Genomic DNA, 23658 nt, shown 5'->3' with positions numbered 1-23658 from the left:
CCACGCTAGGCCCGCCCGGCGGCCCGCGGCACGGGGCGGTGCGCGGGGCCGTCGTAGTGCGCCAGGGGGCGGATCAGCACGTTCGCCGCCCGCTGCTCGATCACGTGCGCCGACCAGCCGAGCACGCGCGACGCGACGAACAGCGGGGTGAAGGCCTGCGTCTCGAACCCCATCAGGTGGTAGGCCAGCCCCGAGGGGTAGTCGACGTTGGGCTTCAGCCGCTTGCGCTCGAGCACCGCCGCCTGGAGCGCGTCGTAGGTCGCCGCGAGGCGGTCGACCCGGGGGTGGCCGGAGGCCCGGGCCCGGTCGACGAGGTCGGCCAGCGCCCGCTCCATGGTCGGCACCCGGCTGTCGCCGTCCTTGTAGACGCGGTGGCCGAAGCCCATCAGCTTGTCTCCGCGGCCGAGGGCCTCGTCGAGCCAGCGCTCGAGGTCGTCCTCGCCGGAGACCACCTCGAGCAGGTCCAGCGCGGCCTCGTTGGCACCGCCGTGCAGGGGGCCCTTGAGGGCGCCGATCGCGGCGGTCACCGCGGAGTGCAGGTCGGACTGCGTCGACGCGACCACGCGGGCGGTGAAGGTCGACGCGTTGAAGGAGTGCTCGGCGTAGAGGACCAGGCTGGCGTCGAGGGCGGCGACGTCGAGCGGGTCGGGCTCGCGGTCGAAGACCTGGTGGAGGAAGTCCGCGGCGTGGCCGAGGTCGTCGCGCGGCGGCACCGGGGGCAGGTCGTGGCGGCGGCGCTGGTCGTGGGCGATGATCGCCGGCAGGGCACCGAACAAGCGTGCGGCGTGCCGCCGCGTGGCGTCGGCGTCCCAGCGCCCTGGGGCGAGCGGCCGCTCCGGCGAGGCGGCGCCGAGGGCGCTCACGGCCGTGCGGACCACGTCCATGGGGTGGGCGCTCGTCGGCACCAGGTCGAGCAGGTGCCTCAGGCCCGGTGCCAGCGACCGCGCGGCGCGGACCTCGGCCGTGAAGGCCTCGCGCTCGGCGGGCGTGGGCAGTTCGCCGACGAGGAGCAGGTGCGCGACGTCCTCGACGTCGCGGTGCTCGACGAGCTGCTCGACGGGGTGGCCGCGGTAGAGCAGGGACCCGGAGACCGGGTCGACGTGCGAGACGGCGGTCCGGTCGACGGTGACGCCGACGAGGCCGCGGTGCAGCTCCGGCTCGGTCTCGACGCGGGGTGCACCGACGGGTGCGGTCAGGGTGTCGCCCATGGTCACTCCTTCGTGAGCCGGATGGTGCGTGCGAGCCTAGCCCCGCTCCACGGTGAAGTCGAAGACCGATCCGTCGAACGCGGAGTACCCCGCGTAGTCGACGAGGTCGTAGAGGTCCGCGCGGTGCTGCATGCGGTCGAGCAGGGCGGCCTGGGTGCCCGTCGCCGCGAGCTCGTCGAGCCCGCGCTCGGCCTCGCCCATCGCCAGCCGGAGCAGCGTGACCGGCCAGATGACCATCCGCACCCCGGCGCTGCGGAGGTCGTCGGCCGTGTGCAGCTCGCCCTTGCCGAACTCGGTCATGTTGGCGAGCACGGGCACGCCCACCGCGTCGGCGACCGCCTCGAACTCGGCGAGCCCGACCAGGGCCTCGGGGAACACCGCGTCGGCCCCGGCGTCGACGAGCGCCCTCGCGCGGTCGACGGTGGCGGCGAGCCCCTCCGAGGCACGCACGTCGGTGCGGGCCACGACGACGAAGTCGGGGTCGCGGCGCCCGTCGACGGCGGCCCTGACGCGCCGGACGGCCGTCGTGAGGTCGACGACCTGCTTGCCGTCGAGGTGCCCGCAGCGCTTGGGGTTCACCTGGTCCTCGACGTGGAGGCCTGCCAGGCCGGCGTCCTCCATCGCCTGGACGGTGCGGGCGACGTTCATGGGTTCGCCGAAGCCCGTGTCGGCGTCGACGAGGGTCGGCAGGTCGGTCACGCGCGCGATCTGCCCGGCCCGCGTGGCGACCTCAGTGAGGGTGGTGAGGCCGATGTCCGGCAGGCCCAGGTCGGCGCTGACCACGGCGCCCGAGACGTAGACGCCCTCGAAGCCCTTGGCCTCGATCGACCGGGCGCTCAGCGGGTTGAAGGCACCCGGCAGCCGGACGAGCTCGTCCCCCGCGAGCCGCTCCCGGAGCCGGCGGCGCTTCTCGGTCGGCGTGACCTGCGAGTACAGCATCAGAAGAGCCCGTCCGGCTCGTCGAGCCCGTCGAGGTGCCCGGCGACGGGCGTGATCGTGAGGCCGACGAGCTCGTCGGCGCGCAGGGTCCGGAGGCGCGTGGCCACGTCGAGGAACCGCTCCGCCTCGGCCTCGTCGAGCACCCCCTCGGCGAGCGTGCGGAACTTCTGCACGTAGTCCTCGCGCCGGAACGGCCGGGCGCCCTGGGGGTGGGCGTCGGCCACGGCGATCTCGTCGACGAGCGTCGTGCCGTCCGCGAGCTCGACCTCGATCCGGCCGCCGAAGGCCCGCTGGTCGGGATCCGGGTCGTGGTACCGGCGGGTCCAGGCCGCGTCCTCGGCGGTCGTGATGCGCTGCCAGAGCGCGACGGTGTCGGGCCGTGCCGCGCGCTCGGGCGCGTAGCTGCGCTCGTGGTGCCAAGCGCCGTCCTGCAGCGCGACGGCGACGATGTACGGGATCGAGTGGTCGAGGGTCTCGCGGCTCGCCGTCGGGTCGTACTTCTGCGGGTCGCCGGAGCCCGAGCCGATGACGACGTGCGTGTGGTGGCTCGTGCGCAAGACGATGCGCCGCACGCGCTCGGGGTCGCGGAGCTCGGGGCGCTCGCGGCCCAGGCGGCGGGCGAGGTCGATCCACGCCTGGGCCTGGTACTCGGCGCTGTGCTCCTTCGTGTAGCTGGCGAGGATCGCCCGCTTGGCCTCGCCCGGACCGGGCAGGGGCACCTGGTAGGCCGCGTCGGGGCCGTCGAGGAGGCGCGCGATCACCCCGTCCTCGCCCTCGTAGATCGGGCTGGGGCTGGTCTGGCCGCGGAGCGCGCGGTCGATGGCCTCGACGGCCTGCTTGCCGGCGAAGGCGGGGGCGTAGGCCTTCCAGGTCGAGATGAGGCCCTTGCGCGACTGCCGGGTGGCCGTGGTGGTGTGCAGCGTCTGCCCGATCGCCTGGTACGTGGTCTCCGTGTCGAGGCCGAGGAGGGCCCCGAGCCCGCCGGCGGCGCTCGGGCCGAGGTGCGCGACGTGGTCGATCGCGTGGGCGTGGAGGCTGATGCCGCGGGCGAGGTCGATCTGCAGCTCGTAGGCGGCGGCGAGGCCGCGCAGGAGGTCGCGGCCGGTCCGCCCCGCGTGCTGCGCGACGGCGACCAGGGGCGGGACGTTGTCGCCGGGGTGCGAGTACTCCGCGGCGAGGAACGTGTCGTGGAAGTCGAGCTCGCGCACGGCGACGCCGTTCGCCCAGGCCGCCCACTCGGGCTGGACGGCGACCTCGGGCGGGAGGCCGACCACGGTGGAGCCGTGACGGGCGCGGGGCGTGCCCCCTGCCGGGGCCGGCTGCTCGGGGGCGTCGTGCCCGACGTGGCGGGGGCGGCGCTGCTGCCGCGCCTCGGCCTGGGCCCTGGCGGCGACGACGGGTGCACGCCGGAGGCTGGCGGCGGCGACCGCGGCGTTGTCGATGACGCGGTCGATCACGGCTTCGGCGACGTCGTCGTCGACCTCGACGGGGTCGGTCGCGACGGCGGCGAGCTTCCAGGCGAGCTCGCGCTCGCGCTCCACGGGGTCGCCGGAACGGTGGACGTGCACGTCGTTGAGCATCACGCCCGCCACTCTAGGCGGGCCCCGCCGCGACGGCGGCCTCCGCCGCCGTCGGTCCGGTCGCCGGGACCGGGACGCCGAGGGTGCCTGCCCGGACGCGGGCCGCGTGGCGTCGACCGGCGGGCGAGGCGTGGAAGGCCGCAGCGGCCGCGCGCAGGGCGGGTTCGCGCCTCCTGCCGTTCCAGGCGGCGTCGAGGGCCCCGGCCGCGTCGCCGACCTGCTCGTGGTCGCCCGCGTCGCGCAGTTCGTCGATCAGCGCGACGAGGTCGTCGACGCGCTCGCTGAAGGCCTCCAGGTCGAGGCCCGCCCAGCGACGCGACCGTGCGCGCACGCCGTCGGGGTCGTCCGACCAGGCGAAGCCGGCCGCCGCCATCACGCCCAGGTGCGCCTCGACCACCTCGGCCGTCGTCGGCACGCGCTCGGTCACCGCGTCGGTCAGGCTCGCGAGCGTCGCGGGCCCGTCCGCGAGCAGGTCGACGAGCCGGGCGCGGACCGGGTCGGTCATCACGACGAGGAAGGCCCGTCCGGCGTGCGGGGGCACATCGGTGGGGTCGAGGAGGGGAGCGGGGACGGTGGCTGCGTGCTTCATGGGGTCGACCGTGCCGTGCCGCGACCGGGCCAGGGCACGACCGACGCGACGGTCGTGGACGACGACTCCGCGCCTCCTGCCGGGGAGGAGGGGTCGAGGTGCCGACACGCCCGGGCCCGGCCTAGGATGGAGGGCTCATGATGCCCACGATCACGTTCCCGCCCGAGCTGCCCGTCAGCCAGAAGCGCGACGACATCGCCGCCGCGATCCGCGACCACCAGGTCGTCATCGTGGCCGGCGCCACGGGCTCCGGCAAGACCACGCAGCTGCCCAAGATCTGCCTCGAGCTCGGGCGCACGAGCATCGGCCACACGCAGCCAAGGCGCATCGCGGCCCGGACCGTGAGCGAGCGCATCGCCGAGGAGCTCGGCGGCGAGGTCGGCGGGCTCGTCGGGTACCAGGTGCGTTTCACCGACCAGGTCTCCGAGCAGACGCAGATCAAGCTCATGACCGACGGGATCCTCCTCAACGAGATCCACTTCGACCGCGACCTGCGCCGGTACGACACGATCATCATCGACGAGGCCCACGAGCGCAGCCTCACCATCGACTTCCTGCTCGGCTACCTCAAGCAGCTGCTCCCCCGGCGCCCCGACCTCAAGGTCGTCGTCACGAGCGCGACCATCGACCCCGAGAGCTTCTCCCGGCACTTCGACGGCGCCCCCGTCATCGAGGTCTCGGGGCGGACCCACCCCGTCGAGATCCGCTACCGGCCGCTCGTCGCCGACGCCGACGCCGAGGGCGACGACCCCGACGACCAGCCCGCCCGCGGCCGTGCCGACGACAAGGACTACCTGCAGGGCATCAACGCGGCGCTCGACGAGCTCGCCGGCGAGGCCCCCGGCGACGTGCTGGTCTTCCTCAGCGGCGAGACCGAGATCCGTGACGCCCAGGACGCCATCGAGGCCCGGCGCCTGCCCGGCACCGAGGTCCTGCCCCTCTACGGCCGGCTCAGCGCCGCGGACCAGCACCGCATCTTCGAGCGCACGCGCACGCCCGGGGTGCGGCGTCGCGTCGTGCTCGCCACGAACGTCGCCGAGACCAGCCTCACGGTGCCCGGCATCAAGTATGTGGTCGACGCCGGCACCGCCCGCATCAGCCGCTACTCGACCCGCGCCAAGGTGCAGCGGCTGCCCATCGAGGCCATCTCGCAGGCCAGCGCCTCCCAGCGCTCCGGCCGGTCGGGCCGCACGAGCCCCGGCATCGCGATCCGCCTGTACTCCGAGGCGGACTTCGACAAGCGCCCCGAGTACACCGAGCCCGAGATCCTGCGCACCAACCTCGCCGCGGTCATCCTGCAGATGATCTCGCTCGGCCTGGGCGACATCGCCGACTTCCCGTTCCTGCAGCCGCCCGACTCGCGCGGCATCAAGGACGGCGTCGACCTGCTCCGCGAGCTCGGTGCGGTCACGCCCGGAGGCCCGGGTCGCGAACCGCAGATCACGCGCGTCGGCAAGCAGCTCACGCGGCTGCCGATCGACCCGCGCCTGGCCCGCATGGTGCTCGAGTCGAAGCAGCACGGCACCACCCGCGAGGTGATCGCCATCGTGGCCGCCCTCGCGATCCAGGACGTCCGCGAGCGCCCCCTCGAGCGGCGCGAGCAGGCCGACGCGATGCACGCCCGCCACCGTGATCCGAAGGGCGACTTCCTCACCCTGCTCAACCTCTGGAACCACCTCGAGGAGAAGCAGCGCGAGCTCAGCGGCAACGCCTTCAAGCGCCTCTGCCGCGACGAGTTCCTCAACTACCTGCGCGTGCGCGAGTGGCAGGACGTCCAGCGTCAGCTGATCCGCGCCGCCAAGCCCCTGGGCCTGCACGTCGGCGAGCGCAGCGCGAACCCCGACGGAGTGCACCGGAGCCTGCTCGCGGGCCTGCTCAGCCAGATCGGCCTGCGCGACCCGCAGAAGAAGGACTACGTGGGGGCGCGCCAGACGCGGTTCCTGCTGTTCCCGGGCAGCTCGCTCGCGAAGAAGCAGCCCGAGGCGGTCATGGCCGCCGAGCTCGTGGAGACGAGCCGCCTCTTCGCGCGCGTCGCGGGCACCATCGACCCGGCCTGGGCCGAGCCGCTCGCCCCCGACCTGGTCAAGCGCAGCTACGGCGAGCCGCACTGGGAGAAGAAGCAGGGCGCGGTCGTCGCGTACGAGCGCGTGACGCTCTACGGCGTGCCCATCGTCCCTCGGCGTCGGGTGCAGTTCGCGCGCGTGGACCCTGCGTACGCGCGGGAGCTCTTCATCCGCCACGCGCTCGTCGAGGGCGACTGGGAGAGCCGTCAGTCGTTCGAGCGCCCCAACCGCGAGCTGCTGCGCGAGCTCACGGAGCTCGAGGAGCGCACCCGCCGCCGCGACGTGCTCGTCGACGGCGAGGCCGTGTTCGAGTTCTTCCACCGGCGCGTGCCCGCCGAGGTGGCGACGACGCGCGACTTCGAGGGCTGGTGGCGGAAGGCCCGCCGCGAGACCCCCGACCTGCTGACGATGACGGCCGCCGACCTGCTCGGCGACGACGAGCCCGATGTCGACGAGCAGGCGTTCCCGAGCACCTGGCGCCAGGGCGACCAGACCCTCACCCTGCGCTACCGCTTCGAGCCCGGGGCCGACGACGACGGCGTCACCGTGGTCGTGCCGCTGCCGCTCCTGGCCCGGATGCGCCCGGTCGGCTTCGACTGGCAGGTGCCAGGTCTCCGTGACGAGCTGGTCACGGCCCTCATCAAGTCGCTGCCGAAGCACCTGCGCAAGAACGTCGTGCCCGCCGCCGACTGGGCGCGCAAGCTCACCGACGAGCTGCCCGACGCTCCCCCGGCCGACGTCGACGAGCCGTTCACGGCGACCCTCGCGAGGGTGATCACGAAGCTCACGTACACGCCCGTCGCCGCGGACGACTTCGACCTGCACCGGGTCCCCGGGCACCTGCGGGTGACCTGGGCCGTCGTCGACGAGCGCGGCCGCACCCTCGGTGCCGGCAAGGAGCTGGCCCTCCTGCAGGAGCGCCTCGCCGCCGACGCGCGCGAGAGCGTCGCCCGCGTCACGCAGGGCCAGGGCCAGCCCTCAGGAGGCCGGGGGCGCGGCCGCCGCGGCGCCCCCGCGGTCGACGCCCCGGCTCCGGCGGCACCGCGGAACGCCCTCGAGCGCTCCGGTCTCACCACGTGGGACGTCGACGAGCTGCCGCGCGTCGTCGACACGCGGCACGGCGACACGGTGATCCGGGCCTACCCGGCGCTCGTCGACGACGGCGCCTCGGTCTCGGTCCGCCTCATGGCCACGCCCGAGGACCAGGCGCGCGAGACCCCTCGCGGCGTGCGCCGCCTGCTCATGCTCGCGGTGCCCAGCCCGGTCGCCTACGTGCAGCAGCACCTCACGAGCGCCGAGAAGCTCATCCTCGCGACGAGCCCCTACCAGAACACCGCAGCGCTCTTCGCGGACTGCCTGGTCGCCGTCGTCGACGACGTCCTGCGCCGGGTCCAGCCCGACGGGATGGTCTTCACGAAGAAGGAGTTCCTCACGGTGCGCGACCGGGTGTCGGGCGCCGTCATGGACCAGATGTTCCAGACCGTGTCGCTCGTGGCGCGCACGCTCACGGCGGCCCGCGACGTCGACAAGGCGGTGAAGGGCGCCACGAGCATGGCGCTGCTCACCCCGCTGACCGACGTGCGACAGCAGCGCGACCGCCTCGTCGGCCCGGGCTTCGTCTCGGCGACGGGGCTGCAGCAGCTCCAGCGCGTGCCGGTGTACCTCGTGGGCGTCCAGCGTCGCGTGGCGAAGCTGGTCGAGAACCCCTCGCGCGACCGCGCCTGGCTGACCGAGGTGCAGGCCGCCGAGCAGCGGTACGAGGAGGCGGGCGGGACCTACCCTCCCGCGGTGGGCGCGCCTCCTGCGCTCGTGAGGGCCCGGTGGATGCTCGAGGAGTTCCGCCTCAGCCTCTTCGCCCAAGACCTGCGCCCCAGCGAGTCGGTCTCGCTGCAGCGCATCGCGAAGGTGCTCGCGCAGGTCTGAGCCGGCGCGGGCCGCGGGCCGGACGCGAGCCGCGAGCCGGGCGCGGGCGCGGGCCCGGCGCGGGCCGGGCGGCTCGCTGCCGCTAACCTGACCAGGTGCGCGCGACGGTGAGGGACGTGGCCGCCCTCGCGGGGGTGTCGCCGAAGACGGTCTCGAACGTCGTCAACGGTGGGGTGCCCGTGCGGCCCGAGACCCGCGCCCGGGTCGAGGACGCCGTGCGTCGGTTGGACTACCGGCCGAACCTCAGCGCCCGCGGCCTGCGCAACGGTCGGACGGGCGCGATCGCCCTCGCGTTCCCCGACCTGGGCACGCCCTACTCGGCCGAGATGGTGCACGTCTTCGTCGAGGTCGCGCACGAGCGCGGCTGGGCGGTGCAGATCGAGCAGACCGGCACGCGCCCCGAACGCGAGCACGACCTGCTCTACCGCGGCAAGGAGCACCTCGTCGACGGGCTCGTGCTCAACCCGGTGACGCTCGACGCGAGCGCCATCGGCGGTGCCGACACGCTGCCCCCGGTCGTCGTGATCGGCGAGGTGGAGCAGACCCTCGTCGACCAGGTGGGCGTCGACAGCGTCGCGGCGGCCCGCGACATGACCCTGCACCTGGCGGCGCTCGGCCACCGTCGCATCGCGGTGCTCGGCTGCTTCGCCCCGGGGGCCGACACCGCCTCGGCCCGCGCGCGCACGCTCGGCTGGCGGCTCGCCCTCGACGAGCTCGGCCTCGTCCACGACCCCGCGCTCGAGATCGTGGTGGAGGAGTGGTCCTCTCCCGGAGCCGCGTCGGCGGTGAGCAGGATGCTCGCCCAGGGCGGTCCCCTGCCCGACGCGCTCTTCTGCTTCACCGACTCGCTGGCGCTCGGGGCGCTGCACGAGCTCGCCGCCGCGGGCCTGAGCGTGCCGGGCGACGTGTCGGTGGCGGGCTTCGACGACGTGGCCGACGGCCGCTTCGCCGTGCCCGCGCTGACCACCGTCGCCTTCGACAAGTGGCTCTTCGCGACGCGCACGCTCGAGCTGCTCGCCGACCGCATCGCCGACCGCGAGGGCGAGCCCGTGCTGGTGCGCATCCCCCACCGCATCGTCGACCGCGCGAGCACCGCCACCCGCTGAGCGCAGGAGGCGCGGCGGAGCCCGGCGGGACCGGCCGGACGGGACTGCTCGACCCACCACCGCCTCGGCTCCGTGCCGGCCTCGGGCCGCAGCCGTGCGGGAAGAGATGACGTGTCATCGACGTTACGGTGGACGAGGCCCGACGACGTGCCGACCCCGTCCGCCGTACGAAAGCTGCCCCTCGTGACCTTCAGCACCACCGACACCACGCCCGCCACCCGTCGCACCGCCGAGTCGAGCGTGCCGCTCACGCCGCTGCTCGACGAGCGCTGGAGCCCGCGCTCCTTCGACCGTGACGCCGAGATCGGCGACGACCAGCTCACCGCCCTGCTCGAGGCGGCCCGTTGGGCGCCGTCCTGCGCCAACCAGCAGTCGCGCCGCTTCGTCGTCGCGCGCCGCGGCACCCCTGAGTTCCAGGCGATCCACGAGGCCCTGCTCGGCTTCAACGCCGCCTGGGCCGGTGACGCCTCGGCCCTGGTGGTGGGCATCGCCGAGACCTCGACGATCGAGGGCGACCTGCGGCCGTACGCCGAGTACGACCTCGGGCAGGCCGTCGCCCACCTCACGGTCCAGGCTCACGCCGAGGGCCTGCACGTGCACCAGATGGCGGGCGTCGAGTGGGACCGCATCGTCGCCGCCTTCGGCCTCACCGAGAACCTCAAGCCGGTCACCGTGAGCGCGATCGGCACCGTCGCGCCGGCCGAGCAGCTCGTCGAGGCCCTCGCCGAGCGCGAGGTCGCGCCGCGCGAGCGCCTGTCGCTCGACGAGCTGGTGCTCGTCCGCGCCTGACCGGTCGCGCCCGGCCGTGCTCGACGGCACGGGCGCGTCGCCGCCGCACGCCCTGCGTGCCGCAGCGACGCGCCCGTGCCGTCGTCGTGTCCCCGGCGGGGGACGCACCGGTGCTTGCGCTTCGGTTACAACGATGTAATGATCGCAGCAGTCACCGTCACGAAGGAGTGAACATGACCCCGATCACCCCGACCCCGCCGCCCTCCGGCCGTGGAGTCAGTCGCCGCGGGCTGCTGCTCGGTTCGGCCGCCGCGCTCGGCGGCGCGTTCCTCACCACCTCGCTCGCCGGGTGCGCCACCGGCGCCACCACCGCCTCGGGCCAGGCCGTCCGCGACCTGTCGTTCTGGCACCTGCTCAGCGGTGGCGACGGCATCAAGATGTCGGCGCTCATCGACCAGGCGAACGCCGACCACCCCGAGTTCCGGGCCACCCAGACCGTGCTCGCCTGGGGCACGCCCTACTACACGAAGCTCGCCATGGCCTCGGCAGGAGGCCGCGCCCCCGACGTCGCGATCATGCACGCGGCGCGCGTCCCCGGCTACGCGCCCGGCGGGCTGCTCGACCCCTGGGACGTCCAGCGCCTCGCCGACGTCGGCATCCGAGAGCAGGACTTCCCGGAGGCGGTGTGGAAGAAGGGCTTCAGCGGCGGCGAGCTGTACTCGGTCGCCCTCGACTCGCACCCGTTCATCATGCTGTACAACACCGACGTGGCCGACAAGGCGGGCCTCCTCGCCAGCGACGGCCAGCTGGCCGAGATCACGTCGCCCGAGCAGTTCCTCGAGGCCGGGCGCGCCATGCAGGCCATCACCGGCCAGCACGGCGGATCGTGGGGCTACCTCAACGACGGCGCCCAGCTGTGGCGGCTCTTCTACACGCTCTACCGCCAGCAGGGCGCCACCATGGAGCTGCCCGAGGGCGGCACCGTGCAGTGGGAGGAGGACGCCGCCGTCACGGCGCTGTCGTTCATGCAGCAGCTCTGCGACGGCACCGTCATCGCCAGGGCCAGCGACATCCAGTCGGGCATCGCCGAGTTCGTCAGCTCGCAGAGCGGGTTCCTCTTCACCGGCGTGTGGGAGGTGCCCTCGGCGCAGAACGCCGGCATCCCCTTCGACGGTTCCACGATCCCGACCCTGTACGGCACGCCCGCGGTCTACGCCGACTCGCACTCGTTCGTCCTGCCGCGCCAGAGCTCGGTCGACGAGGGGGCGCGCGGCGACGTCTACGAGCTCGTCGCCGACATCCTCAAGAACTCCCTGTCGTGGGCGGCCGCAGGGCACATCCCCGCGTACCTGCCGATCGTCGACAGCCCCGAGTACGCCGAGCTGGTCCCCCAGTCGCACTACGCCGACGCCGCGGACGACCTCAACTACGACCCGCCGGCCTGGTTCACCGGCTCGGGCTCGGACTTCCAGACGTACTTCCTCGACGCCGTGCAGGGCGTGCTCGTCTCCGGGGGCGACCCCGCACGAGCGCTGCGCGCCTTCGTCGACCGTGTCAACGTGCAGCTCTCGCGTCCGGCACCGGTGTGAGCGGCACGATGTCCGACCGCCTCGAGCGACGCCCGGCGCGCTCGTCCTCGCTCCCGCACCCGGGCCTCCTGCCCGCCCCCTCCCCCGACGACGAAGGAGTCGTTCGATGACCACCAGCACCGTCTCGACCCGTGCCACCGACGCCACGCGGTCCCGCGTCGCCGACGACGTGACCCGCGGGAGGACCGGCCCCGGCCGCAGCCCGGGAGGCCGACGCGAGACCCGCGCCGGCTGGGCGTTCGCGGCCCCGTTCACGATCCTCTTCGTGCTCTTCCTCGTCTGGCCCGTGGTGCACGGGCTCTACCTGAGCTTCACGGGGCAGAGCCTCACGGGCTCGGGCGGCGAGATCATCGGCTTCGCCAACTACGCCGAGGCGCTCGGCGACGCCACCATGTGGCGGTCGATGCTCAACACGCTGTGGTTCACGGTGCTCACGACGATCCCCCTCGTCGTGCTCGCCCTGGCCCTCGCGCTGCTCGTCAACACCGGCCTGCCGGGCCAGTGGCTCTGGCGGCTGTCGTTCTTCCTGCCGTACCTGCTGGCCTCGACCGTCGTGTCGCTGTTCTGGATCCAGCTCTACAGCCCCACGCTCGGACCGATCAACAACGTCCTCAGCGGGCTCGGCCTGCCGGCCCCCGCCTGGCTGCAGGACCCGCAGTACGCCATGGTCGCCGTCGCCCTCACCACGGTGTGGTGGACCATCGGCTTCAACTTCCTGCTGTACCTGGCGGCCCTGCAGAACATCCCCGACCAGCAGTACGAGGCCGCGTCGCTCGACGGCGCCGGCCGGTGGCGCAAGCTCTGGTCGATCACGATCCCGCAGCTGGGGCCGACCACCGGGCTCATCCTGATCCTGCAGGTGCTCGCCTCGCTCAAGCTGTTCGACCAGGTGTACCAGATGACCACCGGCGGGCCCGCGGGCACGACGCGCTCCACCGTGCTCTACATCTTCGAGAGCGGCTTCACCGGGTACCGCTTCGGGTACGCCTCGGCCATCTCGTACATCTTCTTCGCCGTGATCGTCCTCATCTCGCTCTCGCAGTTCGCCGTCACGGCCCGCAACCGCCGCAAGGGAGTCCAGGCATGACCGCCACCGCCCCCACCACCGACCGCGCCCTCCGCGCCCCGACCGCCGAGCGTGGTCGACGGGACCACAAGCCCGGGGAGAAGCGCTTCGGCGTCGCCGGCCTCGCCAGCATCGTCGTGCTCGTCGTCCTCGCGGCGCTCTGGCTCGTGCCGTTCCTCTGGTCGCTCGCCACCAGCCTCAAGACCGAGGCCGACGCGGCGGCGACGCCCGCGACGTTCCTGCCCCGCGACGGCTGGACGCTGCAGGCCTACCGCAGCGTGCTCGAGCAGGGCAACGTGCCCGTCTGGGCCTTCAACAGCCTCTTCACGTCGGCCGTCATCACGGTCCTCGTGGTCGCCACGAGCGCCCTCGCCGCGTACGCCTTCTCGCGCATCGACTTCCGTGGCAAGAAGCTGCTCTACGTCGCGACGATCGCCTCGATCATCGTGCCGCCGCAGGTGCTCATCGTGCCGCTCTTCTACCAGATGCTCGCCTTCAACATGGTCGACACGTACTGGGGCATCATCCTGCCCCAGACGATCGTCCCCGCCATGGTGTTCGTGCTGAAGAAGTTCTTCGACCAGGTGCCCATCGAGCTCGAGGACGCGGCGCGCGTCGACGGAGCCGGCCGCATCCGCGTGTTCTTCCAGATCCTGCTGCCGCTGTCGCGCCCGATCCTCGGCGCCGTCGCGATCTTCGTGTTCATCGGCGCGTGGAACAACTTCCTCTGGCCGTTCATCGTCACCAACGACGCCGCCCTGCTGACCCTGCCCGTCGGCCTGCAGACCATCGAGAGCGCCTACGGCATCCAGTACGCCCAGAACATGGCCTCCGCGATGCTGGCCGCCGCCCCGCTGATCCTGGTGTTCCTCTTCTTCCAGCGGCAGATCATCAAGGGCATCTCGACCACCGGATTCGGGGGGCAGTGACGACCCGCCCCTCCTGACCCCGCCCGCACCTCCGCACGACCGCCCCACCACTCCCGAGGAGATCCATGTCCACCGCCCGCATCACCGTCGACCGCGAGTTCACGATCGGCGAGGTCCCCCACCGCCTGTTCGGCTCGTTCGTCGAGCACATGGGCCGCTGCGTCTACACCGGCATCTACGAGCCCGGCCACCCCGAGGCCGACGAGCGCGGCTTCCGTCGCGACGTCCTGGCCCTCACCAAGGAGCTCGGCGCCACCGTCGTGCGCTACCCCGGCGGCAACTTCGTCTCGGGCTACAACTGGGAGGACGGCGTCGGCCCGGTCGAGGACCGCCCCCGCCGCCTCGACGGCGCCTGGCACAGCCTCGAGACCAACGCCTTCGGCCTGCACGAGTTCATGGACTGGTCGAAGGAGGCCGGCGTCGAGGTGATGGAGGCCATCAACCTCGGCACCCGCGGCGTCGACGCCGCCCGAGAGCTCGTCGAGTACGCCAACCACCCCGGTGGCACGGCTCTCAGCGACCGTCGCGTCGCCAACGGGGCCGCCGAGCCGTTCGGCATCAAGCTCTGGTGCCTCGGCAACGAGCTCGACGGTCCGTGGCAGATCGGTCACAAGACGGCCGCCGAGTACGGTCGGCTCGCGCAGGAGGCGGCGAAGGCGATGAAGTTCGTCGACCCCAGCATCGAGGTGGTCGCCGTGGGCAGCTCGAACCGTGCCATGCCCACCTTCGGGGCCTGGGAGCACGAGGTGCTCACGCACGCCTACGACGACGTCGACTACATCTCGATGCACGCCTACTACCAGGAGCACGACGGAGACGCGACGAGCTTCCTCGCGACGGCGGTCGACATGGACCGCTTCATCGAGGAGGTCGTGGCGACGATCGACGCCGTCAAGGCCGCCGGCAAGCACGAGAAGCAGGTGCACATCTCGTTCGACGAGTGGAACGTCTGGTACCAGACGGGCCTCGACACCGACGACCAGCCCCACAACGTGTCGAAGGACTGGGTCGAGCACCCCCGCGTCATCGAGGACGAGTACAACGTCACCGACGCGGTCGTCGTCGGCACGTTCCTCAACTCGCTGCTGCGCCACGGCGATCGGGTGAAGATCGCCAACCAGGCGCAGCTGGTGAACGTCATCGCGCCGATCCGGAGCGAGGAGGACGGCCCGGCCTGGCGCCAGAGCATCTTCTGGCCGTTCGCCCGGACCGCCGAGCTCGCGAAGGGCCGGATCCTGCGCACGCTCGTCAGCAGCGACACCGTCGAGACCGCCAAGTACGGCGAGGCCGACCTCGTCGACGTGAGCGCCACCTACGACGCCGAGCGCGGGCGCGTGGCCTTCTTCGTCGCGAACCGGGGCCTCGACGAGGCCGCGGACGTCGAGATCGGCCTGCGCGGCTTCACCGTCGGCGGCGTGACGCGTGCGGAGGTGCTCACCGTCCCCGACGGCGGAGACCGCTTCTCGTCGAACACCGTCGAGGCGCAGGACACGGTCGGGCTCGTCCCGCTCGACGGCGTCGCCGTCGACGGCGGCACCGCGACCCTGACGCTGCCCGCGCTCTCGTGGGCCGTCGTCGAGCTCGAGGTCACCGAGGCCTGAGCCGCTGCCGCACCACCCGACGGGCCGTCCTCGCACGAGGGCGGCCCGTCGGTCGTCAGCTGCGGGGCGGGAACAGCCGGCCGAGGCGCTGTCGCGCGCTCTCCTCGAAGGCGTCCGTGACGCCGTTCGAGAAGGCGAGCGCGGCGCTCGCGGCACTCGTGGCGGTCATGGACCGGATGACGGCCTGCGCGTGGTGCTCACGGGCGTCGCGGGGTCGCTCGAAGGCGAGGCCGAGCGCGTCGGCGGCCTCGCGGAGCAGTCGCGAGCGGACGGGGTCGATCTCGGCACCTGCGGCGGCGAGGGCCGCGACGCTCTCGTGGTCGAGGCCGTCGACGACCCACTGGCGGGCACGCGCCGGCAGCCCGCCCACGGCGAGCAGGCCGAGCACGCGCTGGGCCTCGAGGTCGCGGAGCTCCCCGCGGGCCGCGTCGACGCCCCGGGAGGCCTCGGTGGGCTCGGGGGCCGGGTCGGGAGCCGGGACGTGATCTCCATGCACGCGAACAGACTAGTCCGGACGAACGACCCGCCCTGTCCCCAGTGAGGAGGACGCGACCTGGTCCCGTCAGGAGTAGAGGCGCGCGGGGCCGGCCGGCTCGAGGCCGCGCGGCAGGACCGGCTCGACCGCCCCGCCCTCGAGGGACCGCTCGATCCTGGCCTTCTCGTCCCGGCTCGACCGGATGAGCGGCAGACCGCGCGCGATCGCGTTGCGGATCCGCTCCTGGAGCAACGGTGCGGTCACCTCGTACTTGCTGGCGCCGCCGACCTCGGTGAAGTCGCTCGAGTGCGCGTAGACGCCGAGCGGCAGGGTGAGCGCCTGGAAGAAGCCGAACAGCGGCCGCAGCGAGTGCTCGAGGATCAACGCGTGCCGCTCGCTGCCACCGGTCGCGGCCAGCAGCACGGGCACGTCGACGAGGGCGTACTGCTCGACGAAGTCGAAGAGGTGCTTGAACAGGCCCGTGAACGACGCCCGGTAGACCGGCGAGGCCGCGATGAGCAGGTCGGCGGTCTCGATCGCGACGAGCTCGCGCTCGACCGTCGCGTCGAGCTGGTCGCGCGTGAGCGCACCGGCGAACGCGGGACCGATCTCGCTGACGCGGATGACGTGCACCTCGACGGGCAGCACGTCGGCGAGCGCCGCGACGATCGCGTCGACGAGGGCGTCGGTCTTGGACGGGGAGCTGAGGGTGCCCGAGACGGCGACCACGCGGAGGGGTCGGGCCTCGGTCCGGTGCTGGTCTGGGCTCACCCGTCCATGCTGCACCCCCGGCCGCCGCGACCCCCGGCGTGTGACGCCGTGCGACGGTCCGTCCCCGCTCGCCTAGGGTCGGAGCATGACCTCCCCGCCGCGCCTCGTCACGGTGGACCACCTGTGGTCGGGGCGCTGGGCCGGTCGCACGGTCCTGCGGCTCGACGCGCACGGGGTGGCGCCCGCCGGGCGCGAGGAGGCGCGCGGGGCCGTGGCGCACCTCCTGCCCCACCTGCCGGGCACGGTGCTCGCGCCGTTCACCGACTCGCACGTGCACCTCGGCCTCGTCGACGCCGCGCAGCTGCCCGCCGGCGGCATCAGCAGGGTCGTCGACCTCGGCTGGGACCCGGCCGTCGCCGCGACGTGGCTCACGCCCACCGACGACGGGCCGGAGGTCCGCATCGCCGGGGGCCTGCTGGCCGCGCCCGGCGGGTACCCGGCCCGCGCCTCCTGGGCCCCCGCCCGGGCGACGCTCGCCGTGCGCGGGCTCACCGCCTCCGGCCGGGCCCGCCGTGCGCGCACGCTCGTGCAGCGGATGCGGGACCTCGGCGCCACGATCGTCAAGCTCACCCTGAACGCCGACGTGGGGCCGGTGCTCGACGACGCCGCCCTGCGCGCGGTCGTCGACGCCGCGCACGACGTCGGCCTGCCGGTGACCGCGCACGTGCAGGGCGTCGGACAGGCGGCCCGCGCCCTCGCCGCGGGCGTCGACCAGTTCGCGCACGCCCCCTTCAGCGAACGGCTCGACGACGACCTCCTCGCCGCGCTGGCCGCGGCCACGACCTGGGTGAGCACCCTCGCGATCCACGACGGCGCGACCCACGCGACGGCCCTCGACAACGTCGCCCGCTTCCGCGCGGCGGGCGGCCGCGTGCTCTACGGCACCGACCTCGGCAACGGCGACCAGCGGGTCGGCGTCTCCGAGCGGGAGCTGCGGGCGCTCGGCAGCGCCGGCCTCGGCCTCGCCGCCCTGCTGGGAGCCCTTGCGCCCGACGCCGTGCACGGTGGTGCGCCCGCGGCCCCCACGGCCGCTCTCGACGAGGCCGACGCGACCACGCTGCGACTGCCCGACCGGCGCGTCACCTGGATCCCGAGCGCACCAGGGGCCTCCGGCTCCCCCGACGAGCGCGCCGCCTGGCTCGCCTCGGCGCGCGCCGTGACCGCCGACGAGCTCGCGGCACTCGCGGGACCACCCGCCCCGCACCCGACGAGCGACCGACCCCAGGAGGCACCGTGACCGCCCCGCAGCACCCCCGCACGCCCGACGCGCACGCCACCGCCGACCCGGGCGACCTGCCCGCGGGTCCGCTCGACGCGGCCGACCCGCTCGCGCCCTTCGTCGAGCGGTTCCTGCCGATGGGCGACGTGGTGGCGTACCTCGACGGCAACTCCCTCGGCCGACCGGTCGCCGACCTGCCGGACCGCGTCGACGCGTTCCTGCGCCAGGACTGGGGCACCCGCCTCATCCGCAGCTGGGACGAGCGCTGGATGGCCCAGCCGACCGAGATCGGCGACCGGATCGGCCGCATCGCGCTCGGTGCCGCGCCCGGTCGGACGGTCGTCGCCGACTCGACGACCGTGCTGCTCTACAAGGCGATCCGGGCCGCGCTCGACGCGCGCCCCGGCCGCACCGAGCTCGTGCTCGACGACGACCAGTTCCCCACCGACCGCTTCGTCGTCGAGGGCATCGCCGCCGAGCGTGGCGCGACCGTCCGCTGGATCTCGGTCGACCCCGACGCGGGCGTGACGCCGGAGCTCGTCGCCGCGGTCGTCGGCCCGGCGACCGCCGTGGTCCTCGTGAACCACGTGTCGTACCGGTCCGGGCACCTCGCCGACCTCGAGGGCATCGCCCGCGTGGTGCACGACGCGGGCGGGCTGCTCGTCGCCGACCTCTGCCACTCCGTGGGCGTCGTGCCGACGGAGCTCGACGCGTGGGGCGTCGACCTCGCCGTCGGGTGCAGCTACAAGTACCTCAACGGCGGCCCGGGCGCCCCCGCGTTCCTCTACGCCCGGGCGGACCTGCTCGAGCGCCTCGCCCCTCCCGTCCAGGGCTGGATGGGCGCCGCCGACGTGTTCGCGATGGCCGACCGGTACGAACCCGCGGCGGGCATCCGCCGCTTCATCAGCGGCACGCCGCCCGTCGTCGGCATGCTGCCGGTGCAGGCGATGCTCGACCTGCTCGACGAGGCCGGCCTCGAGGCCGTGCGCGCGAAGTCGGTCGCCCTCACCGGGTACGCGCTCGACCTGGTCGACGCCTGGCTCGTGCCGCTCGGCGTCGTCGTCGGCTCCCCCCGCGACCCCGGCGCACGCGGCAGCCACGTCACGGTCCGGCACGGCAGGATGCGCGAGGTCGTCGAGCGCCTGTGGCGCGAGGGCGTCGTCCCCGACTTCCGCGACCCCGACGGGCTGCGCATCGGCCTGTCGCCGCTGAGCACGACCTTCGCCGAGGTGCGGACCGGGGTGCTGGCGATCCGCCGGGCGCTGCTCGACCCGGCTGCCTGAGCGGGGCCTCCTGACCCGGACGGCGCGACCCGCGCCTCCTGGGCCGGTCCGGCGGTGCCCGCGCCTCGTGAGCCGCCGGGCGGTGCCGCCGCCCGTCAGCTGCGGCGGGGCGCCCCCGCGCTGCGGCGCACGACGAGGTGCGTCGGCACGATGCGGTCGACGGCGGGCTCGCGGCCGTCGAGCATCGCGAGCAGCACCTCCATCGAGCGCTTGCCGATCTCGCCGAAGTTCTGGTGCACGGTGGTCAACGGCGGCCAGAACGATCCCGACTCCTCGGTGTCGTCGAAGCCGACGACGCTGACGTCCTCGGGGATCCGCCGCCCGAGCTCGTGCAGGGCGTGCATGACGCCGAGGGCCATCTGGTCGTTGGCCGCGACGATCGCCGTGACGTCGTCGCGTCGGCCCAGCTGCAGGCCGATCCGGTGGCCGGAGGCGGTGGTCCAGTCCCCCTTCACCGGCGGCTCGGGGTCGAGGCCCGCGTCCCGCATCGTCTCGAGCCACGCCGTCGCACGCCGCGTGGCCGAGTACGACGTGTCGGGCCCCGCGACGTGCACGACGCGGGTGTGGCCGAGGTCGAGCAGGTGCTGCGTGGCCAGGCGTGTGCCCTGCTCCTGGTCGGTGTCGACGACGACGTAGGGGTCGCCCGCGTCGGAGTCGATGATGACGACCGGCAGGCCGACCGGGATGATCACGTCGGCCCGGTCGAGCATGTGGGCCTCGATGATGATGACGACGCCGTCGACCGCCTCCTCCTGCAGGCGGCTGAAGGCACCCGCGACCTCTCCCTCGGTGGGGTGCCGCACCGGCATGAGCGTGATCGTGTAGCCCGCCCCCGAGGCGGCGGTGACGATCGCGTCGAGCGTGCGCATGTTGCCCAGCGTCGACAGCGTGAACATGATGACGCCGATGCTGCGGAAGCGACCGGCCTTCAGCGCCCGCGCGGCGCTGTTCGGCCGGTAGCCGAGCTCGCCCATCGCGTCGAGCACCCGCTGCCGGGTGCCGGCCTCGACGTTGGGCGCGCCGTTCGAGACCCGGGAGACGGTCTGGGCCGAGACCCCTGCCCTCGCGGCGACGTCGGCCATCGACACCGTGCGCTGACGGGACGACCGGGCGGGGACCGACTTGACGATCGACGACGAAGGTGTCATGGTTGCGAGCATCCCAGATGTTTGCGCAAACACCTAACGGTGACGCGAGCTCCCCCCGACGAAGTGGATGGACATGACGACGACGTCGACAACCGCCGCCAGGCCCGGCGACACCGGCCGGGCACGGCGACCCGAGGCGGCCCCCGTGCGCCGCGACCGTCGCCGCTGGACCGGCTGGGGCTTCGTGCTCCCGTTCCTCGCGGTGTTCCTCGTCGTGCTCGTCGCCCCGGTCGTCTACTCGATCTACCTCAGCGTGTTCGAGGAGCGCCTGATCGGCGGCAACGCCTTCGTCGGGTTCGACAACTACGCCCGTGCCCTCGGCGACGGCCAGTTCTGGGACTCGCTGCGCCGCGTCTCGCTCTTCCTGGTCGTGCAGGTGCCGATCATGCTCGTCATCGCGCTCGCCGCGGCCCTCGCGCTCGACTCCGCCCGCCTGCGCGCCTCGTCGCTGTTCCGCATTTCGATCTTCCTGCCCTACGCGGTGCCGGCCGTCGTGGCCGCGCTCATGTGGGGCTTCATCTACGGCAAGCGCTTCGGCCTCGTCGGCAACGCGGACCAGGCCTTCGGCATCGACCTGCCCGACCCGCTCTCCCAGAGCTGGGTGCTGCTGGCCATCGGCAACATCGTCACGTGGGAGTTCGTCGGCTACAACATGCTGATCTTCTACGCCGCCCTCCGCGTCGTGTCGCCCGACCTCTACGAGGCGGCCGAGCTCGACGGCGCCGGCCAGTTCCGCATCATCAAGGACATCAAGCTGCCCGCCATCCGCGGAGCACTGGTCATCGCCGGGATCTTCTCCGTCATCGGCAGCTTCCAGCTCTTCAACGAGCCGAACATCCTGCAGACGCTCGCCCCCAACGCCATCAACTCGTACTTCACGCCGAACATGTACGCCTACAACCTGTCGTTCGCCGGTCAGCAGTACAACTACTCCGCCGCGATCGCGATCCTCATGGGCCTCGTGACCATGATCGTCGCCTACGTGGTCCAGCTCAGCGGCAACCGGAAGGACAAGTAGATGTCGACCCTCACCGGATCCCCCGTGGCGTCGCCCGACGAGGCCACCCCCGCGCGCCGCCGAGCCCCCAAGGACCCCGCTCGTCGCCGCAGCGCCGGCTCGCCCCGCGAGAAGCGCAGCACCCTGCTCACGGTCGTCATGGCCGTGCTGCTGATCTACTCGATCCTCCCGCTGGCCTGGCTGCTCATCAACTCGACCAAGACGCAGGAGGCGCTGTTCGACTCGTTCGGCCTGTGGTTCAGCGGCGACTTCGTGCTGTTCCAGAACATCGGGCAGGTCTTCACCTACGGCAACGGCGAGTTCGTCCGCTGGTTCGGCAACACCCTGCTCTACGTCGTCGTCGGGGCAGGAGGCGCGACCCTCCTGGCCACGCTGGCCGGCTACGGCCTCGCCAAGTTCGACTTCCCGGGCAAGAAGGCCGTCTTCGCGGTCGTCCTGGGCGCCGTGGCGATCCCGGGCACCGCCCTCGCCGTGCCGACGTTCCTCATGTTCAGCCAGATGGGCCTGACGAACACGCCCTGGGCGATCATCCTGCCCTCGCTCATCAGCCCCTTCGGGCTGTACCTCATCTGGACCTACGCGATCGACTCGGTGCCCACCGAGATCCTCGAGGCAGCCCGGATGGACGGCGCCAGCGAGCTCCGGACCTTCTTCACCATCAGCCTGCGCCTGCTGAGCCCCGGGCTCATCACCGTGCTGCTGTTCACCATGGTGGCGACGTGGAACAACTACTTCCTGCCCCTCATCATGCTGAGCGACTCCACCTGGTACCCGCTCACCGTCGGCCTCAACCAGTGGAACGCGCAGTCGACGACCGTCGGCGGCGAGCCCATCTACAACCTCGTCATCACCGGCTCGTTCCTCACGATCATCCCGATCGTGGTCGCGTTCCTCTTCCTCCAGAAGTACTGGCAGTCCGGCCTCACCGCCGGCGGTGTCAAGGCCTGACCCCCGTTCCCCTCCCCCGCACCACCCTCCGTCACGACGAAGTGAAAGGCACCACCATGAACCGTTCCCTCCCCCGCGCCGCGAAGCGCGCCGCCGCCTTCGGCGTCGGCCTCGTCCTGGTCGGCTCCCTCGCCGCCTGCTCCTCCGGCTCGTCCGGCGGCACGGGCGCCGACAGCGCCTCGGCCGACGAGATCGAGGCCGCCCTGCAGGAGGACTCGACGCTCACCGTCTGGGCCTGGGCCCCGGCCGTCGAGCCCATCGCCGAGGCCTTCGAGGAGAAGTACCCGAACGTCACGGTCGACGTGCAGAACGTCGGCACCGGCGCCGACCAGTACACGAAGCTGCAGAACGCCATCAAGGCCGGCAAGGGCGCCCCCGACGTCGCCCAGGTCGAGTACTTCGCGATCCCCCAGTTCACCCTCGGCGAGTCGCTCGCCGACCTCAGCGGCTTCGGCTACGGCGACCTCGAGGAGGACTTCACCGCCTCGACGTGGAACGCCGTCACCGAGGACGACGCCGTCTACGCGCTGCCCCAGGACTCCGGCCCCATGGCGATGTTCTACCGCCAGGACGTCTTCGACAAGTACGACCTCGAGGTGCCCACCACGTGGGACGAGTACGTCGCGGCCGCCGAGACCATGCACAGCGCCGACCCCGAGCAGTTCATCGCCGGCGACACCGGCGACGCCGGCTTCGCGACGAGCATGATCTGGCAGGCCGGCGGCCACCCCTACGAGGTCGACGGCGAGAACGTCACCATCGACCTCCAGGACGAGGGCGCGAAGCGCTGGACCTCCACCTGGAACACGCTCGTCGAGAACGGCTCGCTCGCCCAGACCCCCGGGTGGACCGACGAGTGGTTCCGCGCCCTGGGCGACGGCTCGATCGCCACCATGCTGACCGGCGCGTGGATGCCCGGCAACCTCACCGCCCAGGCCGCCGCCGGCTCCGGGCAGTGGCGCGTCGCCCCCATGCCGCAGTACGAGGAGGGCGACACCGCCACCGCCGAGAACGGCGGCTCGTCCATCGCCGTCATGCAGCAGTCGTCGAACAAGCTCGTCGCCGCCGCCTTCACCAAGTTCGCCACCGCCGAGGAGGAGGGCCGCCAGATCTCGTTCGACGCCGGCGGCTTCCCGTCGACGACGGCCGACCTGGAGGACGAGGAGTTCCTCGCCGAGGCCCCCGAGTACTTCGGCGGCCAGAAGATCAACGAGGTCCTCGCCGACGCCGCCACGAACGTGCTCCCCGACTGGCAGTACCTGCCCTTCCAGGTGTACGCGAACAGCATCTTCAGCGACAGCGCCTCGAGCGCCTACACGAACGGCACCTCGCTCGACCCGGTCCTCGAGGCCTGGGGCGAGGCCAGTGCCGCCTACGGCGAGCAGCAGGGCTTCTCCGTCGAGGTGAAGTAGCTCCCCGCCACGCCCCACGGGGAGGCGCGACCCCGGTCGCGCCTCCCCGTTCCCCTGCCACC

At 72.9% G+C, this 23658-nt stretch carries 19 protein-coding genes; 12 read left to right on the top strand and 7 right to left on the bottom strand.

Annotation, left to right across the window (positions count from 1 at the left end; translation table 11 throughout):
• Positions 1 to 5: 5 nt before the first annotated feature.
• The 4 genes from ACYVHQ_RS13445 to ACYVHQ_RS13430 are packed head-to-tail and all read right to left on the bottom strand — an operon-like array spanning position 6 to position 4316.
• Positions 6 to 1208, bottom strand: coding sequence for a bifunctional 2-methylcitrate synthase/citrate synthase (locus tag ACYVHQ_RS13445; RefSeq protein ID WP_460513868.1), 1203 nt, complete (start codon positions 1206 to 1208; stop codon positions 6 to 8).
• Between the two features lie 36 nt (positions 1209 to 1244).
• Positions 1245 to 2147 (bottom strand): methylisocitrate lyase, encoded by a 903-nt coding sequence (gene prpB, locus ACYVHQ_RS13440; RefSeq protein ID WP_460513866.1) that lies wholly within the window; start codon positions 2145 to 2147, stop codon positions 1245 to 1247.
• On the bottom strand, positions 2147 to 3727 hold the full coding sequence (locus ACYVHQ_RS13435; RefSeq protein WP_460513910.1) for an MmgE/PrpD family protein: 1581 nt from the start codon (positions 3725 to 3727) through the stop codon (positions 2147 to 2149). The genes prpB and ACYVHQ_RS13435 overlap by 1 nt, the downstream gene beginning before the upstream one ends.
• Positions 3728 to 3740: 13 nt before the next feature.
• Positions 3741 to 4316, bottom strand: a complete 576-nt coding sequence (locus tag ACYVHQ_RS13430; RefSeq protein WP_460513865.1) for a hypothetical protein — start codon at positions 4314 to 4316, stop codon at positions 3741 to 3743.
• Between the two features lie 137 nt (positions 4317 to 4453).
• Between ACYVHQ_RS13430 and hrpA the strand changes: the two genes are divergently transcribed.
• The 7 genes from hrpA (at position 4454) to arfA (ending at position 15322) form a co-directional block, all read left to right on the top strand.
• A complete protein-coding gene (gene hrpA / locus ACYVHQ_RS13425; RefSeq protein ID WP_460513863.1) occupies positions 4454 to 8302 on the top strand; it encodes an ATP-dependent RNA helicase HrpA in 3849 nt (1282 codons plus the stop codon).
• 95 nt (positions 8303 to 8397) lie between these two features.
• A complete protein-coding gene (locus tag ACYVHQ_RS13420) occupies positions 8398 to 9408 on the top strand; it encodes a LacI family DNA-binding transcriptional regulator (RefSeq protein WP_460513861.1) in 1011 nt (336 codons plus the stop codon).
• Positions 9409 to 9591: 183 nt separating this feature from the next.
• Complete coding sequence (locus tag ACYVHQ_RS13415) at positions 9592 to 10197, top strand: nitroreductase family protein (protein WP_460513859.1); 606 nt, start codon at positions 9592 to 9594, stop codon at positions 10195 to 10197.
• Positions 10198 to 10370: 173 nt separating this feature from the next.
• The gene (locus ACYVHQ_RS13410) at positions 10371 to 11726 is read left to right on the top strand and encodes an extracellular solute-binding protein (protein ID WP_460513857.1); all 1356 of its coding nucleotides are present in this window, start codon (positions 10371 to 10373) and stop codon (positions 11724 to 11726) included.
• A 106-nt stretch (positions 11727 to 11832) separates the two neighbouring features.
• Positions 11833 to 12813, top strand: a complete 981-nt coding sequence (locus tag ACYVHQ_RS13405; RefSeq protein WP_460513856.1) for a carbohydrate ABC transporter permease — start codon at positions 11833 to 11835, stop codon at positions 12811 to 12813.
• A complete protein-coding gene (locus ACYVHQ_RS13400; protein ID WP_460513854.1) occupies positions 12810 to 13721 on the top strand; it encodes a carbohydrate ABC transporter permease in 912 nt (303 codons plus the stop codon). Before ACYVHQ_RS13405 ends, ACYVHQ_RS13400 begins: the two co-directional genes overlap by 4 nt.
• Positions 13722 to 13786: 65 nt before the next feature.
• Positions 13787 to 15322 carry an arabinosylfuranosidase ArfA gene (arfA, locus tag ACYVHQ_RS13395; RefSeq protein ID WP_460513852.1) on the top strand — a complete coding sequence of 512 codons (1536 nt, stop codon included), beginning with the start codon at positions 13787 to 13789 and terminating at the stop codon, positions 15320 to 15322.
• 55 nt (positions 15323 to 15377) lie between these two features.
• On the opposite strand, the gene ACYVHQ_RS13390 is transcribed toward arfA, so the two are convergent.
• Together ACYVHQ_RS13390 and msuE are read right to left on the bottom strand one after the other, a co-directional pair.
• Positions 15378 to 15818, bottom strand: coding sequence for a hypothetical protein (locus ACYVHQ_RS13390; protein ID WP_460513850.1), 441 nt, complete (start codon positions 15816 to 15818; stop codon positions 15378 to 15380).
• 66 nt (positions 15819 to 15884) lie between these two features.
• On the bottom strand, positions 15885 to 16568 hold the full coding sequence (gene msuE / locus ACYVHQ_RS13385) for an FMN reductase (protein ID WP_460513848.1): 684 nt from the start codon (positions 16566 to 16568) through the stop codon (positions 15885 to 15887).
• An 85-nt stretch (positions 16569 to 16653) separates the two neighbouring features.
• On the opposite strand from msuE, the gene ACYVHQ_RS13380 reads away from it, so the two are divergent.
• Entirely contained in the window at positions 16654 to 17805 is a 1152-nt protein-coding gene (locus ACYVHQ_RS13380) for a hydrolase (protein ID WP_460513846.1), read from the top strand.
• The gene (locus tag ACYVHQ_RS13375; RefSeq protein WP_460513844.1) at positions 17802 to 19070 is read left to right on the top strand and encodes a kynureninase; all 1269 of its coding nucleotides are present in this window, start codon (positions 17802 to 17804) and stop codon (positions 19068 to 19070) included. Before ACYVHQ_RS13380 ends, ACYVHQ_RS13375 begins: the two co-directional genes overlap by 4 nt.
• Positions 19071 to 19165: 95 nt before the next feature.
• Here the strand turns inward: ACYVHQ_RS13375 and ACYVHQ_RS13370 are convergent, their stop codons facing one another.
• Complete coding sequence (locus tag ACYVHQ_RS13370; RefSeq protein ID WP_460513842.1) at positions 19166 to 20218, bottom strand: LacI family DNA-binding transcriptional regulator; 1053 nt, start codon at positions 20216 to 20218, stop codon at positions 19166 to 19168.
• Between the two features lie 73 nt (positions 20219 to 20291).
• Here ACYVHQ_RS13370 and ACYVHQ_RS13365 point away from each other — a divergent pair, with 73 nt between their 5' ends.
• The 3 genes from ACYVHQ_RS13365 to ACYVHQ_RS13355 are packed head-to-tail and all read left to right on the top strand — an operon-like array spanning position 20292 to position 23596.
• Positions 20292 to 21236: a carbohydrate ABC transporter permease gene (locus tag ACYVHQ_RS13365; RefSeq protein WP_460513840.1), complete on the top strand. Its 945-nt coding sequence runs from the start codon at positions 20292 to 20294 to the stop codon at positions 21234 to 21236.
• On the top strand, positions 21237 to 22184 hold the full coding sequence (locus tag ACYVHQ_RS13360; RefSeq protein ID WP_460513838.1) for a carbohydrate ABC transporter permease: 948 nt from the start codon (positions 21237 to 21239) through the stop codon (positions 22182 to 22184).
• A gap of 56 nt (positions 22185 to 22240) precedes the next feature.
• Entirely contained in the window at positions 22241 to 23596 is a 1356-nt protein-coding gene (locus ACYVHQ_RS13355) for an ABC transporter substrate-binding protein (protein WP_460513836.1), read from the top strand.
• The last annotated feature ends 62 nt before the right edge of the window (positions 23597 to 23658 follow it).

This window comes from Frigoribacterium salinisoli (genome assembly GCF_054781095.1).
The sequence above is the reverse complement of the archived record's forward strand: the minus strand, read 5'-3'. Positions and strand labels throughout refer to the sequence as shown.